Raw genomic sequence first — 14,081 nt, forward strand, 5'->3', positions numbered from 1 at the left:
AGATGACATCATGTCACAAAAGGTAGCACTAGTTACGGGAAGCAGCAGAGGTATTGGTAAAGAGATTGCCTTACGTCTTGCTAAAGAAGGATACGATATTGTATTAAACTATGCACGAAGCAAAAGTGCAGCGCAGGAAGTAGCCGAAGAAATCAAAGCATTAGGCAGAGAAGCATTAGTTGTTAAAGCAAACGTAGGAAAAGTAGAGAAAATTAAAGAAATGTTTGAGCAAATTGATGACGCATTCGGTCGCTTAGACGTATTTGTAAGTAATGCAGCTTCAGGAGTTTTACGTCCTATTATGGAATTAGAAGAAACTCACTGGAATTGGACAATGGACATCAATAGCAAAGGATATTTATTCTGTGCACAAGAAGCGGCTAAACGTATGGAAAAAGTAGGCGGAGGAAAGATTGTTACCATCAGTTCGCTCGGTTCTATTCGCTATTTGGAAAATTATACAACAGTAGGCGTGTCAAAAGCTGCTGTAGAAGCATTGACCCGCTATTTAGCAGTGGAGCTTGCTCCAAAAAATATTGTGGTAAATGCTGTATCTGGAGGTGCTGTGGATACAGAAGCATTAAAGCACTTCCCAAATCGTGATGAACTGTTAGATGATGCGCGCAAACATACTCCAGCTGGTCGTATGGTGGAGCCAAAAGACATGGTAGATGCAGTGATGTTCTTAGTCTCCGATCAAGCAAATATGATTTGCGGTCAAACGCTTATTATTGACGGAGGGCGTTCACTTTTAATGTAAGGTAAATGTATTTTGTGCTTGCGCTTTAAAATACTGAAAAAAGTTTGCATACCCTATTTACCTCCCGGGCATATTAATTTTCGTGGAGGTGATTACAATGGCAAAACAAACTAACAAAACAGCATCTGGTACAAGCACACAACACGTGAAAAACCAAAATGCTCAAGCATCTAAAAACAACTTCGGTACTGAATTTGGTAGCGAAACAAATGTACAAGAAGTGAAGCAACAAAATGCACAAGCAGCGGCAAACAAAAGCCAAAATGCTCAAGCATCTAAAAACAACTTCGGTACTGAATTTGCTAGCGAAACAAGTGCTCAAGAAGTGAGACAACAAAACGCACAAGCTGAAGCAAAGAAAAACCAAAACGCTGGTAAATACCAAGGTTAATATCAAAAGCGAACTTAACGTCTTTCAAACGGCGATGTTAAGTTCGCTTTTTCTTATATAAAAAGCAACAAAGTATGACAAAACTTCTTGAAACTTTACACAACTCGTCAAAGGAATCTGTCTCACCTAAACAGAATGTTAACAGAAGTGCCGCGTGTATGGTTAAAGCAAATAGGGAGGAGCTATCGTATGAAAAAATTTGATCAGCTAGTGACTCAACAATTGGAGACCATGGATCAACTTCTGTTTTTGCAGTCTGAGATTGAGCGTTGTCAGGAAATCGAAGGTGAACTAGTAAAACTTCATGAAGAAGCAAAACTTCATTCTGTGCAAGATGAAATTAGTGAAATGAAGCTAAAATTAAAAGAGATTCAATTGACGTTTGAAGCACAAACCGAAGACATTATTCGTACATATAAAAGTGAAGGGGCTTGCTCTACACTTGCTTAATGAACATTGATGTGTCACTTCCTCTCTTTTTTAAGGCTGCTAAGCAAAGGAAAAGTAGGGGGAGTGACTTTTTTGAACTCAAGAAGGTTAGCACATTTGTGTTAAAATGAGAGAGAAACCGTTATAATAAACATAAGACAAATGGAGACGTTATATGAATTTTTTTAAGTGCTAAAATGAAAGTAGGTATTGGAGATGGGAATTCCGGTGGAAGGAGAAACAATTCAAATACACAGCTACAAGCATAATGGACATATTCATCGCGTGTGGGATCGGACAACCGTATTAAAAGCAACCAATAACTTAGTGATTGGAGGAAATGATCGTACAGTCGTTACAGAATCAGATGGACGAACATGGGTCACAAGAGAGCCGGCAATTTGTTATTTTCATGCTCAGCAGTGGTTTAACGTCATTGGGATGATCCGTGAAGATGGAATTTATTATTACTGCAATATCAGTTCGCCGTTCATTTATGATGACAATGAAGCGCTCAAATATATTGATTATGATTTAGATATTAAAGTCTATCCAGATATGACATACACCCTTCTTGATGAAGATGAATATGAGAAGCATCGAAAAGAAATGAATTATCCAGAAGTGATTGACCGTATTTTACATAATCACGTCGAGGAGTTAAAAGGTTGGATTCGACAGCGAAAAGGCCCGTTTGCTCCAGATTTCATTGACATTTGGTATGAACGTTTTTTAACGTATCGGCATTCTTGATGAATGAGCTAGAGAACATTATGTTAGGCCGTCTAAAGCTGACTGTTTGATATAATGTTCTTTTTGGCGTTATGGTCGCCATCTTTTAGAAGAGATAAAAGCACTAAAAAATCGACGCGTGTACATATACTAAGAAAGCTTGCCCTCATAGATAGAAAGGGGAGATTTTATGGGAAGTATAAGACGCTACATGAAGTTTGTACAGCCATACAAATGGCAAATTGTCGGCACTGTCTTAATTGGTATTATTAAATTTGCTATTCCTTTATTAATTCCGCTGCTTTTGAAATATGTTTTGGACGATATCGTAAATGGACATGGCATGTCTTCCTCTGAAAAAGTTCATAAAATGGTGACGATTATGGGGATTTCGTTTGTTATATTTTTAGTGTTAAGACCTCCCATTGAATATTACAGGCAGTATTATGCTCAGTGGGTATCGAGCAAAGTATTATATGATATTCGGGATCAGCTGTTTAGCCATATTCAAAAGCTTAGCTTGCGTTACTATGCAAACACGCGAGCGGGTGAAGTGATTTCACGAGTCATTAATGATGTAGAGCAAACAAAAAACTTTGTTATCACAGGCTTAATGAACGTATGGCTTGATATGATGACGATTGTAATAGCCATTGTGATTATGTTTACGATGAATGTACCTTTAACACTGGTATCGATTATTTTGCTGCCGGTTTATGCGTTCTCTGTAAAATATTTTTACAGTCGTCTGCGCCATTTAACGCGAGTCCGTTCGCAGGCTTTAGCGGAAGTACAGGGTCACTTGCATGAAAGGGTTCAAGGAATCTCTGTTATTCGCAGCTTTGCTATTGAGCCTCATGAGCAGAAACAATTTGATAAGCAAAATTCAAATTTTCTACAAAAAGCAATCAATCATACGAATTGGAATGCAAAAACATTTGCAGTAGTGAATACCATTACCGATTTGGCGCCTTTAATCGTGATTACATTTGCTGGATATCAAGTCATCACAGAAAGTCTTAGCGTAGGAACGATGGTAGCATTTGTTGCCTACATTGATCGCTTGTATAATCCGCTTCGTCGATTGGTCAATTCATCTACTACCCTCACACAGTCTGTTGCATCTATGGATCGGGTATTTGAGTTCATTGATGAAGAATATGATATTACGGACAAAGAAGATGCAAAAGAATGCGCTGAGCTTCATGGAAAGGTTCAGTTTGAGAATGTTTCATTTGCTTATGAGAAAGAAGAAAAACCTGTTATTCATGATATTAATTTAGATGTAGAAAAAGGAAAATCCGTTGCGTTTGTTGGAATGAGCGGAGGAGGGAAATCCACGCTTATCAGCTTAATTCCCCGCTTTTACGATGTGACAGAAGGGAAAATCCTTATTGATGACATCGATATCAAAACTTATAAAGTACGCAGCCTGCGAGATAAGATTGGAATCGTCCTGCAGGATACGGTGCTGTTTAGTGACACGGTTAAAAACAACATACTGCTTGGAAAGCCAGGGGCGACAGATGAAGAAGTCATCGCTGCGGCAAAAGCTGCAAATGCTCACGATTTTATCATGAACTTGCCCGAAGGATATGATACAAAAGTGGGAGAGCGAGGAATGAAGCTGTCTGGAGGCCAAAAACAGCGTATTTCCATTTCGCGCGTATTTTTAAAAAATCCGGCTATTCTTATTTTTGATGAAGCCACTTCAGCTTTAGATTTGGAAAGCGAGCACTATATTCAAGAAGCGTTAGCTGAACTGGCAAAAGACCGTACCACCTTTATTGTAGCCCATCGTTTATCTACAATTACTCATGTTGATGAAATTGTGCTTTTAGAAAATGGAAGAGTAGTCGAACGAGGTTCTCATGAAGAGTTAATTAAGAAAAAAGGTCACTACTATGAGCTCTTTAACGTTCAGCAGCTTGATACCATTTAAAAAACACCCCCTATGGTTCACCATAGGGGGTGTTTTTTAATCCTCTTGTCGCTGATGATTAATATCAAAAGAGTTGTCATCTTTGTGATAGTTTTGGAACGTATCAATCAGCTTATCAAGATGTTCTAACTCTTCACTATACTCAATGATAACAGAAATTAAAGGAAATATATGATAAATAACTTTATTCTCTTCATCATTATCGTATATTTTGTACTGCATAAATTTATCGATTAAAGCTCGTTTTCCAACGCAGGCTTCGTTTGGTACAGTAGTGGTTGGCTGTACGCGTAATTTCCCAATGAATTTTAACAATACTTGCTCATGGTACATTAGAAGACACTCAGCTTCAGATTTGATTAAATCTTGAAATTGCTGAGGCATGACTTGAAGGTCGTTTTCTACTCGGTGAAGTAGTTTCAAAGTTGTAAGAGCCCGTGTTGTTACGGTAATCATTTGACGAAATAAAACAAGCTTGCGTGATTTAACAAAACGTTTTTTCTTTGAATAAGTTCTTTCTTCTTTATAAAAGTCGAAAAGTTGATTCATCTTCGCCATATTGTCTTTCATTTTTTCAATGTCTTCTTTTAACAATGTGTGCTCAGATGCGTGATAAAGATTCATGCGAATCCATTTAATAATTTCTTCCGTTGTGCTTACAATTTTATAATACAGTTTTGTTTCATACTTTGGCGGAATAAAAATAAGATTGACAATAAATGCTGAGAATACACCAAGTAACACTGTACCAAAGCGTATAAGCGCATATTCAACGAAATTATCTCCTGGATTTTCCATGATTGCAATTACTGTCACAAGCGCAAGTCCAATTGTATTATTAATACGTAATTTTAAGTTGACTGCGATGACAACAACAGCGGTAAAACCAATAATGATGGGATGGGTACCAAAAATAAGTCCAAAACAAACTGCAGAAGCAGCTCCAATCACATTCGCCTGTATTTGCTCCAATATCGTTAAATAAGATCTGTAAATAGACGGTTGAATTGCAAAAACAGCCGCAATTGCCGCAAATATTGGAGATGGTAAACTTAGAAATTCACCTAATAACAATGAAAGTGTAATGGCAATTCCCGTTTTTAAGATGCGGGCACCAAGTTTCATGTGCGTTCGTAGTTCCTTTCTGTAAAAAAGTTTTTTCGTTATGAAGAATGTTCCCCAAAACAAATGATAAATTGCAAAAATCAATCCTTCTTTATTACATAACCTGTTGGAAATAATATAAACAATAACATACTATACAAGGTTTAAGAATGGATATCAAGAGAAAACAAGCAGAAAAATAAGGGTATTTCTCGGGATTTTTCGACAGGCTGACAAAAAGGAGATGACGTGTAAGAAATGGTTATGAAGGGTGAGGATGTTCTATAAGAAAACCCAAAGATAAGACAAAAAAGCACTCATTTTCAAACGAGTGCTTTAGAGTAAAAATTAGCGTTCTTCACTTAACTGTTTAAATGCTTTTTCCACTGCTTCTAATGTGTCGGTAATATCTTGTTCTGTATGAGCTGTAGTAAGGAACCATGCTTCATATTTCGAAGGAGCTAAATTGACACCTTGGTGGAGCATTAGTTTAAAGAAGCGTGCGAATAACTCGCCGTCTGTATTTTCTGCTTGTTCATAGTTTTTAACCGTTTCTGTTGTAAAGTAGAGAGTAAGAGCGCCTTTTAATCGATTGATCGTAATAGGCATGTTATATGTACGAGCATGTTTTAAAATACCTTCTTCGAGCATCGCCCCTAGCTTATCCAGCTGTTCATAAACGCCTTCTTGCTTTAGTACTTCTAGGCAAGCAATCCCAGAAAGAATAGAAGCTGGGTTTCCTGCCATTGTACCTGCTTGATAAGCGGGCCCAAGTGGTGCCACTTTTTCCATGATTTCTTTCTTACCGCCATAGGCTCCGATTGGAAGACCGCCCCCGATGATTTTTCCAAATGCAGTGAGGTCAGGTTTTACACCAAGCAAATCTTGAGCTCCACCGTACATAAAGCGAAACGCTGTAATAACTTCATCGTAAATAACAAGCGCTCCAGCTTCGTGAGTTAATTCATTTACTTGTTCTAAAAAGCCGGGTTCGGGCTCAACAATTCCGAAGTTTCCAACGATCGGTTCTACTAAAACAGCCGCAATCTGATCGCCCCATTTTTCTAATGCTTCCTTGTAAGGCTCGATATCGTTAAAAGGAACCGTGATGACTTCATTAGCGATACTTTTTGGTACACCAGCAGAGTCAGGAGTTCCGAGTGTAGAAGGACCAGATCCAGCTGCTACTAATACAAGGTCAGAATGGCCGTGGTAGCAACCTGCAAATTTAATGATTTTATCGCGTCCAGTATAAGCGCGTGCTACACGGATCGTTGTCATAACTGCTTCTGTTCCAGAGTTGACGAAGCGCACTTTATCTAATGCGGGCATCGCTTCTTTGAGCATTTTAGCAAATGTGACTTCATGAGCAGTTGGCGTACCGTAAAGAACACCCGTTTCAGCTGCTTTTGTAATAGCTTTCGTGATATGAGGATGAGCGTGTCCTGTAATAATAGGGCCGTAAGCTGCTAAATAGTCAATATATTTATTTCCATCGACGTCCCAGAAATAAGCTCCGCTTGCCTTTTCCATTGCAACAGGTGCTCCGCCTCCTACGGCTTTATATGAACGTGAAGGGCTGTTAACGCCGCCTACAATATGTTCAAGCGCTTCAGCGTGTAATTGTTCTGATTTTGTAAATTGCATGTTATGCCTCCTAATGAAAAGTTCAACTTCTTTATTCTATCAAACTTATTTGTTTCTTGAAAAACATTCGAGAACGTGTATGATAGAAATTTGTGAGCTAACTGCTAGAAAATAGTTCCTCATCTCGCAGAGGAGTTGCTAGCAAGGGCGCCGGAAACAATAAAAGAAACCACTAATACGTCGACGTAACGGAGGGAATACAATGAAAAATGCTATTGAGGTGAATCAACTTCGGAAAGAATTTAAAGCCTATTCTAGCCGCTCTGGCCTTAAAGGGGCATTCCGGGATTTATTTACCCGTAATTATAGAGTTATGAAAGCTGTGAACGATATTTCGTTTACCGTAAAACAAGGGGAAATGGTAGGTTATATAGGAGAAAACGGAGCGGGGAAATCGACCACAATCAAAATGCTGACAGGAATCTTAACTCCTACTTCAGGCGAGATTACCGTAAATGGAATGAACCCTCATAAAGAAAGGGAGAAGTTTGCCCAAACGATTGGAGTTGTTTTTGGTCAACGCTCTCAGCTGTGGTGGGATATTGCCGTACAAGAATCTTTTCGCTTGTTAAAAAAAGTATACAAAGTGTCAGATGAAGATTATAACGCTCATATGGAACATGTTATTCAAACGTTAGATATTGGACCGCTGCTAGATAAGCCGGTGCGAAAGCTTTCTCTAGGTCAAAGAATGCGCTGTGAGCTGGCTGCTGCTCTTATTCATAATCCGCCGCTTCTATTTTTAGATGAACCGACGATCGGTTTAGATGTGCTGGTTAAATTAAAAATCCGCCAATTTTTAAAAGAAATTAATGAAAAATATAATACGACGATTTTGCTTACGACACATGATTTAGCAGATATTGAAGCTTTATGTGAACGCGTTGTAATGCTCGATGAAGGCAGTATTATTTATGACGGATCACTGCAAAAGCTGCGTTCGAATTGGGGAGACCTTAAACAAGTCACGTTTGAATTTGGAACCGCGCCAAATAAAGAGCAGTTGAAGCTATTGACGCAAGGGATGCCTGTTAACTGGATTGAAGGTGATCAAAAATATTTGTGGACAGCGCAGCTTCAAAATAAAGGAGACTTACTGTCACAGCTGATTGCTAAAGTGGTGGCAAAGCACGAAATCAGTGATATTAACATTGAAGAAATTTCAACGGAAGAAATCATCCGCAACATTTATGAAGAAGGTGTTGTGAATGGATAAATATATAGAGATGATACGCATTCGCTTTTTAATGATGCTGGCGTATCGGACGAATTATTACAGCGGAATATTGATTTATGCGATTAATATTGGTGCTTACTACTTTTTATGGTCCGCTATTTATGGAGGAAAAGAGAATATTCAAGGGTTATCCATTACCCAAATGACAACGTATGTAGCCGTTTCATGGATGGCAAGAGCCTTTTATTTTAATAACATTGACCGTGAAATGGCAATGGAAATTAAAGATGGCAAGGTGGCAGTAGAGTTAATTAAGCCTTATAGCTACCTTGGTATGAAAACAATGCAAGGACTGGGAGAAGGGATTTTTCGGCTGCTGTTTTTCTCAGTGCCCGGTATGATTATTGTCGCGTTTTTATTTCCAGTACAGTTTTCAGCCAATGCCGCAACATGGCTTTATTTTGGACTGTCTTTAATTTTTAGTTTCATTATTAATACACAAATTAATTTATTAACGGGTATTACGACTTTCTTTCTCTTTAACAATGACGGACTCATTCGAGCGAAGCGCGTTGTTATTGATTTGTTTTCAGGACTTCTTCTGCCCATCAGTTTCTATCCTTTATGGGCGCAACATATTATGAGCTATTTCCCTTTTCAGGCCATTAGTTATATTCCGAGCATGATTTTCACAAATGGATTTAAAGGGCAGGAAGTAATAAATGCTCTTATTACACAAGCAGTTTGGTCAGGGCTTCTATTTATTCCTATTGCGTGTTTGTGGAACATAGCGAAGAAAAAAATGGTTATTCAAGGAGGGTAGTCTATGAAAATGTTTTATTTTTCGATTTTCTTTCAGTACATTAGTCAATATATGAAAACAAGGCTTCAGTATCGCACCGATATGGTAGTTGAAATCATTTCAGACTTATTGTTTCAAACAGTTAATTTGATTTTTATTTTAGTTGTATTTGGCCATACTCAGTCGCTGCACGGATGGTCACGAGAGGAAATTATCTTTATTTATGGTTTCTTTTTGGTCCCTTTTGCTATTTTTTCGTCTTTCTTTAACATTTGGGATTTCAACGAGCGCTACATTGTCAAAGGTGAAATGGACCGAATTTTAACGCGGCCGATTCACAGTTTGTTTCAAGTTATTTTAGAGCGGATGGAACTGGAATCATTGTTTGGTGGTATCACAGGGATTGCCGTAATGGCTTACGCTGCGTCTTCTTTACACCTTCATTTCCAGTGGTATGATGTTTTTATTTTTCTATTGTTTATTTTAGGAGGAGCGCTTGTATACGCAGGAATTTTCATCGCCTTAGCAAGCATAGGCTTCTGGTCGGATGCCAGAACCTCTATTATGCCTACTATTTATAATATTGGAAACTACGGAAGGTATCCTGTAGATATTTATAACAATGTCATCCGATATGTTTTAACGTGGATTCTTCCTTTTGCATTTGTAGGCGTATATCCAGCTGCTTATTTCTTAGGAAGGTCAGAATGGTACGGATATGCATTTTTAACCCCGGTGATGGGAATCGTCTTTTTTGTAATCTCTATTTTCTTATGGAATACAGGTGTCAAAAAATACAGAGGAGCAGGCAATTAAATGCCTGCTCTTTTTCGTGGCTTCTGAGTAGTAATGAATGGACAAGGATGCGCGTATAGTGGTAGTAGAGTATAAATTAAAGGAGTAGAATGATGGTTATTTTTCTAATCCTCGTTATCATTGTTTTTGTAATCGGTAGTATGAAGTTTCTTTTTGAAAAAGAACTTGGAGAATTTCATTTTTTCTCAATTGGTCATTTCTTTGTCTTGTTTTATTCATATATCACAGTTTTATTGGGGTTTAGCCTTATTTATACAGTGTGTGAGATGGGAAGTATTCCAGTGTTAAGCGGAGGGTTTGAACATGAAGGTCATTACTTTTATACGCTGTTTAACAGCATGTATTTCAGCGCAGCGACGTTATTTTCAGTAGGATACGGAGATATGTATCCGGTTGGAATTGGGAAATTATTTGCAACTTTTGAAGCGTTTATCGGCTACATTATGCCTGCAATCTTTGTGATGCGAACTGTTACCCGCACTTAAACTTGTCATCTTATCTAATATTGGGTACGCTATTCAAAGAAAATGAAAAGCGTAAAGGAGCAGATAAATATGACAGCTGTAGTTGGAGAAAAAGCACCCGATTTTGTATTAATGTCTACAAATGGAGAGCAAGTATCACTCGCTTCGATGAAAGGAAAAAACGTTGTGCTGTATTTTTATCCGAAAGATATGACGCCAGGCTGTACAACGGAAGCTTGTGATTTCAGAGATCAGCATGAAAATTTTGAAGAGCTAGATGCGGTGATTCTAGGAGTGAGCCCGGATCCAATCGACAAACACCATAAGTTTATTGATAAGCACGGTCTTCCATTCTTGCTTTTAGCTGACGAAGATCACAGCGTAGCTGAAGAGTATGGAGTATGGAAACTGAAAAAAAACTTTGGAAAAGAATATATGGGCATTGAACGCTCCACTTTTATCATTGATAAAGAAGGAACGCTCGTAAAAGAGTATCGCAAGGTTCGAGTAAAAGGGCATGTGGAAGAAGCTTTATCATTTATTAAAGAAAAAATGGCATAAAAACAGGCAGATAACTAGAGCAGTTTTAGTCTTTGAACATACAATATCAGTGTAGGGCATACCTCCTCAGATGTTAATATATTTAAAAGTGTGGATTGATTTCCACACTTCTTTTTTTGCATAACATATATGAATAATTTCTACTTATTACATAAAATAGGAATAGGCATCAAGTTGACAAAACGTGGGTAAAACATGTAGACTAATTATAAGAATTATAAAGTAATAATACTTATAGAAGAGGGGTGCATGACGTGTCAAATCATTTACAAGAAGCCCTTGAAACGTTAAAAGGTACTGGCGTTCGTATTACACCACAACGTCATGCTATTTTAGAGTATTTAATCAATTCTATGACACACCCAACAGCAGATGATATTTATAAAGCGCTGGAAGGTAAGTTTCCAAATATGAGTGTAGCAACCGTTTACAATAATTTAAGAGTATTTCGCGAAGTGGGTATTGTAAAGGAACTAACATACGGTGATGCATCAAGCCGGTTCGATTATGTTACAACAGAGCATTACCATGTGATTTGCGAAAGCTGCGGAAAAATTGTGGATTTTCATTATCCTGGTTTAGACGAAGTAGAAAAGCTGGCTGCTCATATTACTGACTTTGATATTAGTCACCACCGAATGGAAATTTACGGAACGTGTCCTGATTGTACGGCTAAAAAAGCGCATTAATAAGCTGATAGTAGTGATACTATCAGCTTTCTTTTTGTTTTTTTCTATTATACTTTTCATTGAATTGTTTTCCTTCAAGAGACCGGTCAAGCGTAAGCGGCTCGTTGCAATACATACACATATCTACGCGCCCTAGCATTTTGGTTTGCTTTTGACATGTAGGGCAGGTTACTTGAACTGCTTTTGTAGAAAGCATGCCAATCCAGAAATAAACGCCGGTACTAGCTACGATGCACAGTAAACCTAAAAGCATAAAAATAGTCATTAGCCAGACTGAAGACCGAAAGAAAATTCCCCCATACATAACAATGAAACCAACAAAGATCAGGCTGAGTGCAAACGTGCGAATCTTGTTAATTTTATTTGAATACTTTATCCCCATCAGTATCCCCCCTGTTACCAATATATCATAGAGTGAGACAGTGAATAGTAATAAAAATTGAATCTTCGGAAAATTATCCGTAGTTTTTGAGCTTTCTGAATGATTTCCATAATTCTGAGTGGGATATCCGTTATACATCGTATATAATAAAAAAAGAAATCTTAGTCCATAGCCTTTAAAATTTTGAAAAATATTTGTCTATTACAGTTAGGAGAGCTCAAAATGGAAGATGTTTTACGGCCAATATATCAAGAAAGAGCTAGCAATAAAGACACACTCGGTATTTTACTGATTGAAAAAAAGAAATCAGAATCTCCAGTGACGGATAATTTGGATGCTATCTTATTTATTGTGACCAAAACCACAGAAACTTCTCTTTTTATTAAACAATACGAATATGAAAATGAGCGTGCTGCACTTTATATGGCTTCTGAACAGCAAATGAGTGAATGGATTATGAATGGGACGAACCGCCGTATTATTGATTGGATCTTAAATGGTAAAGTGCTATTTGATCGAAACGAATATATGGAAAACTTAAAGAAACGCTTAATTGATTTCCCTAGAGAAGATCGGACAAAGAGAATAGGTGTCGAGTTTGCTAAGTTGATTCGCCGATTTAAAGAAGGAAAAGACTTTTATGCGTCTAATCATTATTTAGATGCATTCAATCATGTCATTCATGCTCTTCATCATTTAGCACGACTGTCTGTGTTGGAAAATGGATTTCACCCAGAAGTGACAGTGTGGAACCAAGTGAAAAAAATAGAACCTGAAATTCATCGTCTTTACGAAGAGCTAATTATTAGCCAAGAAGAGGTTAGCAAGCGTTTGGAGCTGCTTTTCTTAGCAAGTGAATTTCTAGTCAATAAAAAAACTGAATTGGGTGCGAAGCATCTTGTTCATATTATGAAAAGTGAAAAGCAGGAATGGACGTTTAATGAACTTGTTCATCATCCCGAAATACGCCCTTATGCTATTGACTTAGGAATACTCCTTGAGTTTTTAATTGAAAAAGATATCATTATGGTAAAAAAAGTAGAAACCAAAGGAAAGAGTTTGTACCATAGACACTATGTGGCGAAATGATAGAGAGAGAAAGGGTATCTGATACGGTATGGTTATGACGTATAGATGCCCTGACACATGATTTTATAGTCTGGATAAAAGGTTTTTCTAAAAAAACACGATTTATTTTAAAAAATCTATTGACGCTTTAAAATATCCGTGGTAAATTTATATACGTCGCTGATGAGCGATACTAAATTTATCAAAAACTTGAAAAAACTTCTTAAAAAAGTTGTTGACAAGAAAGAGATAAACTGGTAAGATTAAAAAGTCGCTTAAGAGCGGCGGTTGAACTTTGAAAACTGAACAAAGCGACAAACGTCAACGTTAATTTTTATTTTTTAAAATGAGCAAGTCAAACATTTCTTCGGAGAGTTTGATCCTGGCTCAGGATGAACGCTGGCGGCGTGCCTAATACATGCAAGTCGAGCGAACTGATTAGAAGCTTGCTTCTATGACGTTAGCGGCGGACGGGTGAGTAACACGTGGGCAACCTGCCTGTAAGACTGGGATAACTTCGGGAAACCGAAGCTAATACCGGATAGGATCTTCTCCTTCATGGGAGATGATTGAAAGATGGTTTCGGCTATCACTTACAGATGGGCCCGCGGTGCATTAGCTAGTTGGTGAGGTAACGGCTCACCAAGGCAACGATGCATAGCCGACCTGAGAGGGTGATCGGCCACACTGGGACTGAGACACGGCCCAGACTCCTACGGGAGGCAGCAGTAGGGAATCTTCCGCAATGGACGAAAGTCTGACGGAGCAACGCCGCGTGAGTGATGAAGGCTTTCGGGTCGTAAAACTCTGTTGTTAGGGAAGAACAAGTACAAGAGTAACTGCTTGTACCTTGACGGTACCTAACCAGAAAGCCACGGCTAACTACGTGCCAGCAGCCGCGGTAATACGTAGGTGGCAAGCGTTATCCGGAATTATTGGGCGTAAAGCGCGCGCAGGCGGTTTCTTAAGTCTGATGTGAAAGCCCACGGCTCAACCGTGGAGGGTCATTGGAAACTGGGGAACTTGAGTGCAGAAGAGAAAAGCGGAATTCCACGTGTAGCGGTGAAATGCGTAGAGATGTGGAGGAACACCAGTGGCGAAGGCGGCTTTTTGGTCT

At 38.4% G+C, this 14,081-nt stretch carries 15 protein-coding genes and 1 rRNA gene (1 of these 16 running past the window's edge); 13 read left to right on the forward strand and 3 right to left on the reverse strand.

What is annotated here, in order from left to right:
• The first annotated feature begins 10 nt into the window (after positions 1-10).
• The 5 genes from fabL to MKX72_RS02075 all read left to right on the forward strand — a co-directional run bounded on the left by fabL (position 11) and on the right by MKX72_RS02075 (position 4,254).
• Positions 11-760 carry an enoyl-[acyl-carrier-protein] reductase FabL gene (gene fabL / locus MKX72_RS02055; RefSeq protein ID WP_028412429.1) on the forward strand — a complete coding sequence of 250 codons (750 nt, stop codon included), beginning with the start codon at positions 11-13 and terminating at the stop codon, positions 758-760.
• A gap of 97 nt (positions 761-857) precedes the next feature.
• On the forward strand, positions 858-1,151 hold the full coding sequence (locus MKX72_RS02060; protein ID WP_028412428.1) for a gamma-type small acid-soluble spore protein: 294 nt from the start codon (positions 858-860) through the stop codon (positions 1,149-1,151).
• A 189-nt stretch (positions 1,152-1,340) separates the two neighbouring features.
• On the forward strand, positions 1,341-1,601 hold the full coding sequence (locus tag MKX72_RS02065; protein ID WP_014461824.1) for a YgaB family protein: 261 nt from the start codon (positions 1,341-1,343) through the stop codon (positions 1,599-1,601).
• A 195-nt stretch (positions 1,602-1,796) separates the two neighbouring features.
• The gene (ntdP, locus tag MKX72_RS02070) at positions 1,797-2,333 is read left to right on the forward strand and encodes a nucleoside tri-diphosphate phosphatase (protein ID WP_013055163.1); all 537 of its coding nucleotides are present in this window, start codon (positions 1,797-1,799) and stop codon (positions 2,331-2,333) included.
• Positions 2,334-2,502: 169 nt separating this feature from the next.
• Positions 2,503-4,254 carry an ABC transporter ATP-binding protein gene (locus MKX72_RS02075; protein WP_014461823.1) on the forward strand — a complete coding sequence of 584 codons (1,752 nt, stop codon included), beginning with the start codon at positions 2,503-2,505 and terminating at the stop codon, positions 4,252-4,254.
• Between the two features lie 36 nt (positions 4,255-4,290).
• Here the strand turns inward: MKX72_RS02075 and MKX72_RS02080 are convergent, their stop codons facing one another.
• Both MKX72_RS02080 and MKX72_RS02085 read right to left on the reverse strand, forming a co-directional pair.
• Positions 4,291-5,379 carry an FUSC family protein gene (locus MKX72_RS02080; RefSeq protein WP_014461822.1) on the reverse strand — a complete coding sequence of 363 codons (1,089 nt, stop codon included), beginning with the start codon at positions 5,377-5,379 and terminating at the stop codon, positions 4,291-4,293.
• 327 nt (positions 5,380-5,706) lie between these two features.
• The gene (locus MKX72_RS02085) at positions 5,707-7,005 is read right to left on the reverse strand and encodes a glutamate-1-semialdehyde 2,1-aminomutase (RefSeq protein WP_014461821.1); all 1,299 of its coding nucleotides are present in this window, start codon (positions 7,003-7,005) and stop codon (positions 5,707-5,709) included.
• Positions 7,006-7,207: 202 nt separating this feature from the next.
• On the opposite strand from MKX72_RS02085, the gene MKX72_RS02090 reads away from it, so the two are divergent.
• The 6 genes from MKX72_RS02090 to perR all read left to right on the forward strand — a co-directional run bounded on the left by MKX72_RS02090 (position 7,208) and on the right by perR (position 11,514).
• Entirely contained in the window at positions 7,208-8,221 is a 1,014-nt protein-coding gene (locus MKX72_RS02090) for an ABC transporter ATP-binding protein (protein WP_028412425.1), read from the forward strand.
• On the forward strand, positions 8,214-9,005 hold the full coding sequence (locus MKX72_RS02095; protein ID WP_013055168.1) for an ABC transporter permease: 792 nt from the start codon (positions 8,214-8,216) through the stop codon (positions 9,003-9,005). The genes MKX72_RS02090 and MKX72_RS02095 overlap by 8 nt, the downstream gene beginning before the upstream one ends.
• 9 nt (positions 9,006-9,014) lie before the next feature.
• On the forward strand, positions 9,015-9,800 hold the full coding sequence (locus MKX72_RS02100) for an ABC transporter permease (protein ID WP_013055169.1): 786 nt from the start codon (positions 9,015-9,017) through the stop codon (positions 9,798-9,800).
• Between the two features lie 92 nt (positions 9,801-9,892).
• Positions 9,893-10,285, forward strand: a complete 393-nt coding sequence (locus MKX72_RS02105) for an ion channel (protein WP_013081554.1) — start codon at positions 9,893-9,895, stop codon at positions 10,283-10,285.
• 69 nt (positions 10,286-10,354) lie between these two features.
• Entirely contained in the window at positions 10,355-10,825 is a 471-nt protein-coding gene (bcp, locus tag MKX72_RS02110; protein ID WP_028412424.1) for a thioredoxin-dependent thiol peroxidase, read from the forward strand.
• A gap of 254 nt (positions 10,826-11,079) precedes the next feature.
• On the forward strand, positions 11,080-11,514 hold the full coding sequence (gene perR / locus MKX72_RS02115) for a peroxide-responsive transcriptional repressor PerR (RefSeq protein WP_013055172.1): 435 nt from the start codon (positions 11,080-11,082) through the stop codon (positions 11,512-11,514).
• A 22-nt stretch (positions 11,515-11,536) separates the two neighbouring features.
• Here the strand turns inward: perR and MKX72_RS02120 are convergent, their stop codons facing one another.
• Positions 11,537-11,896: a YgzB family protein gene (locus tag MKX72_RS02120; RefSeq protein WP_098112315.1), complete on the reverse strand. Its 360-nt coding sequence runs from the start codon at positions 11,894-11,896 to the stop codon at positions 11,537-11,539.
• A 222-nt stretch (positions 11,897-12,118) separates the two neighbouring features.
• On the opposite strand from MKX72_RS02120, the gene MKX72_RS02125 reads away from it, so the two are divergent.
• Entirely contained in the window at positions 12,119-12,985 is an 867-nt protein-coding gene (locus MKX72_RS02125) for a nucleotidyltransferase-like protein (protein WP_013055174.1), read from the forward strand.
• Positions 12,986-13,328: 343 nt separating this feature from the next.
• Positions 13,329-14,081: ribosomal RNA gene (locus MKX72_RS02130) — 16S ribosomal RNA — on the forward strand (it continues 799 nt past the right edge of the window).

It is taken from the genome of Priestia sp. FSL R5-0597 (genome assembly GCF_038006305.1).
Taxonomy (GTDB): domain Bacteria; phylum Bacillota; class Bacilli; order Bacillales; family Bacillaceae_H; genus Priestia; species Priestia zanthoxyli.

Bases quoted from the DNA above. Each gene is read 5' to 3' on its own strand.
- MKX72_RS02065 (WP_014461824.1), top strand. From the start codon at position 1,341: ATGAAAAAATTTGATCAGCTAGTGACTCAACAATTGGAGACCATGGAT.
- MKX72_RS02125 (WP_013055174.1), top strand. From the start codon at position 12,119: ATGGAAGATGTTTTACGGCCAATATATCAAGAAAGAGCTAGCAATAAA.
- fabL (WP_028412429.1), top strand. From the start codon at position 11: ATGTCACAAAAGGTAGCACTAGTTACGGGAAGCAGCAGAGGTATTGGT.
- ntdP (WP_013055163.1), top strand. From the start codon at position 1,797: ATGGGAATTCCGGTGGAAGGAGAAACAATTCAAATACACAGCTACAAG.
- MKX72_RS02090 (WP_028412425.1), top strand. From the start codon at position 7,208: ATGAAAAATGCTATTGAGGTGAATCAACTTCGGAAAGAATTTAAAGCC.
- MKX72_RS02080 (WP_014461822.1), bottom strand. From the start codon at position 5,379: ATGAAACTTGGTGCCCGCATCTTAAAAACGGGAATTGCCATTACACTT.
- MKX72_RS02085 (WP_014461821.1), bottom strand. From the start codon at position 7,005: ATGCAATTTACAAAATCAGAACAATTACACGCTGAAGCGCTTGAACAT.
- MKX72_RS02075 (WP_014461823.1), top strand. From the start codon at position 2,503: ATGGGAAGTATAAGACGCTACATGAAGTTTGTACAGCCATACAAATGG.
- MKX72_RS02105 (WP_013081554.1), top strand. From the start codon at position 9,893: ATGGTTATTTTTCTAATCCTCGTTATCATTGTTTTTGTAATCGGTAGT.
- MKX72_RS02100 (WP_013055169.1), top strand. From the start codon at position 9,015: ATGTTTTATTTTTCGATTTTCTTTCAGTACATTAGTCAATATATGAAA.
- MKX72_RS02095 (WP_013055168.1), top strand. From the start codon at position 8,214: ATGGATAAATATATAGAGATGATACGCATTCGCTTTTTAATGATGCTG.
- MKX72_RS02060 (WP_028412428.1), top strand. From the start codon at position 858: ATGGCAAAACAAACTAACAAAACAGCATCTGGTACAAGCACACAACAC.
- MKX72_RS02120 (WP_098112315.1), bottom strand. From the start codon at position 11,896: ATGGGGATAAAGTATTCAAATAAAATTAACAAGATTCGCACGTTTGCA.
- bcp (WP_028412424.1), top strand. From the start codon at position 10,355: ATGACAGCTGTAGTTGGAGAAAAAGCACCCGATTTTGTATTAATGTCT.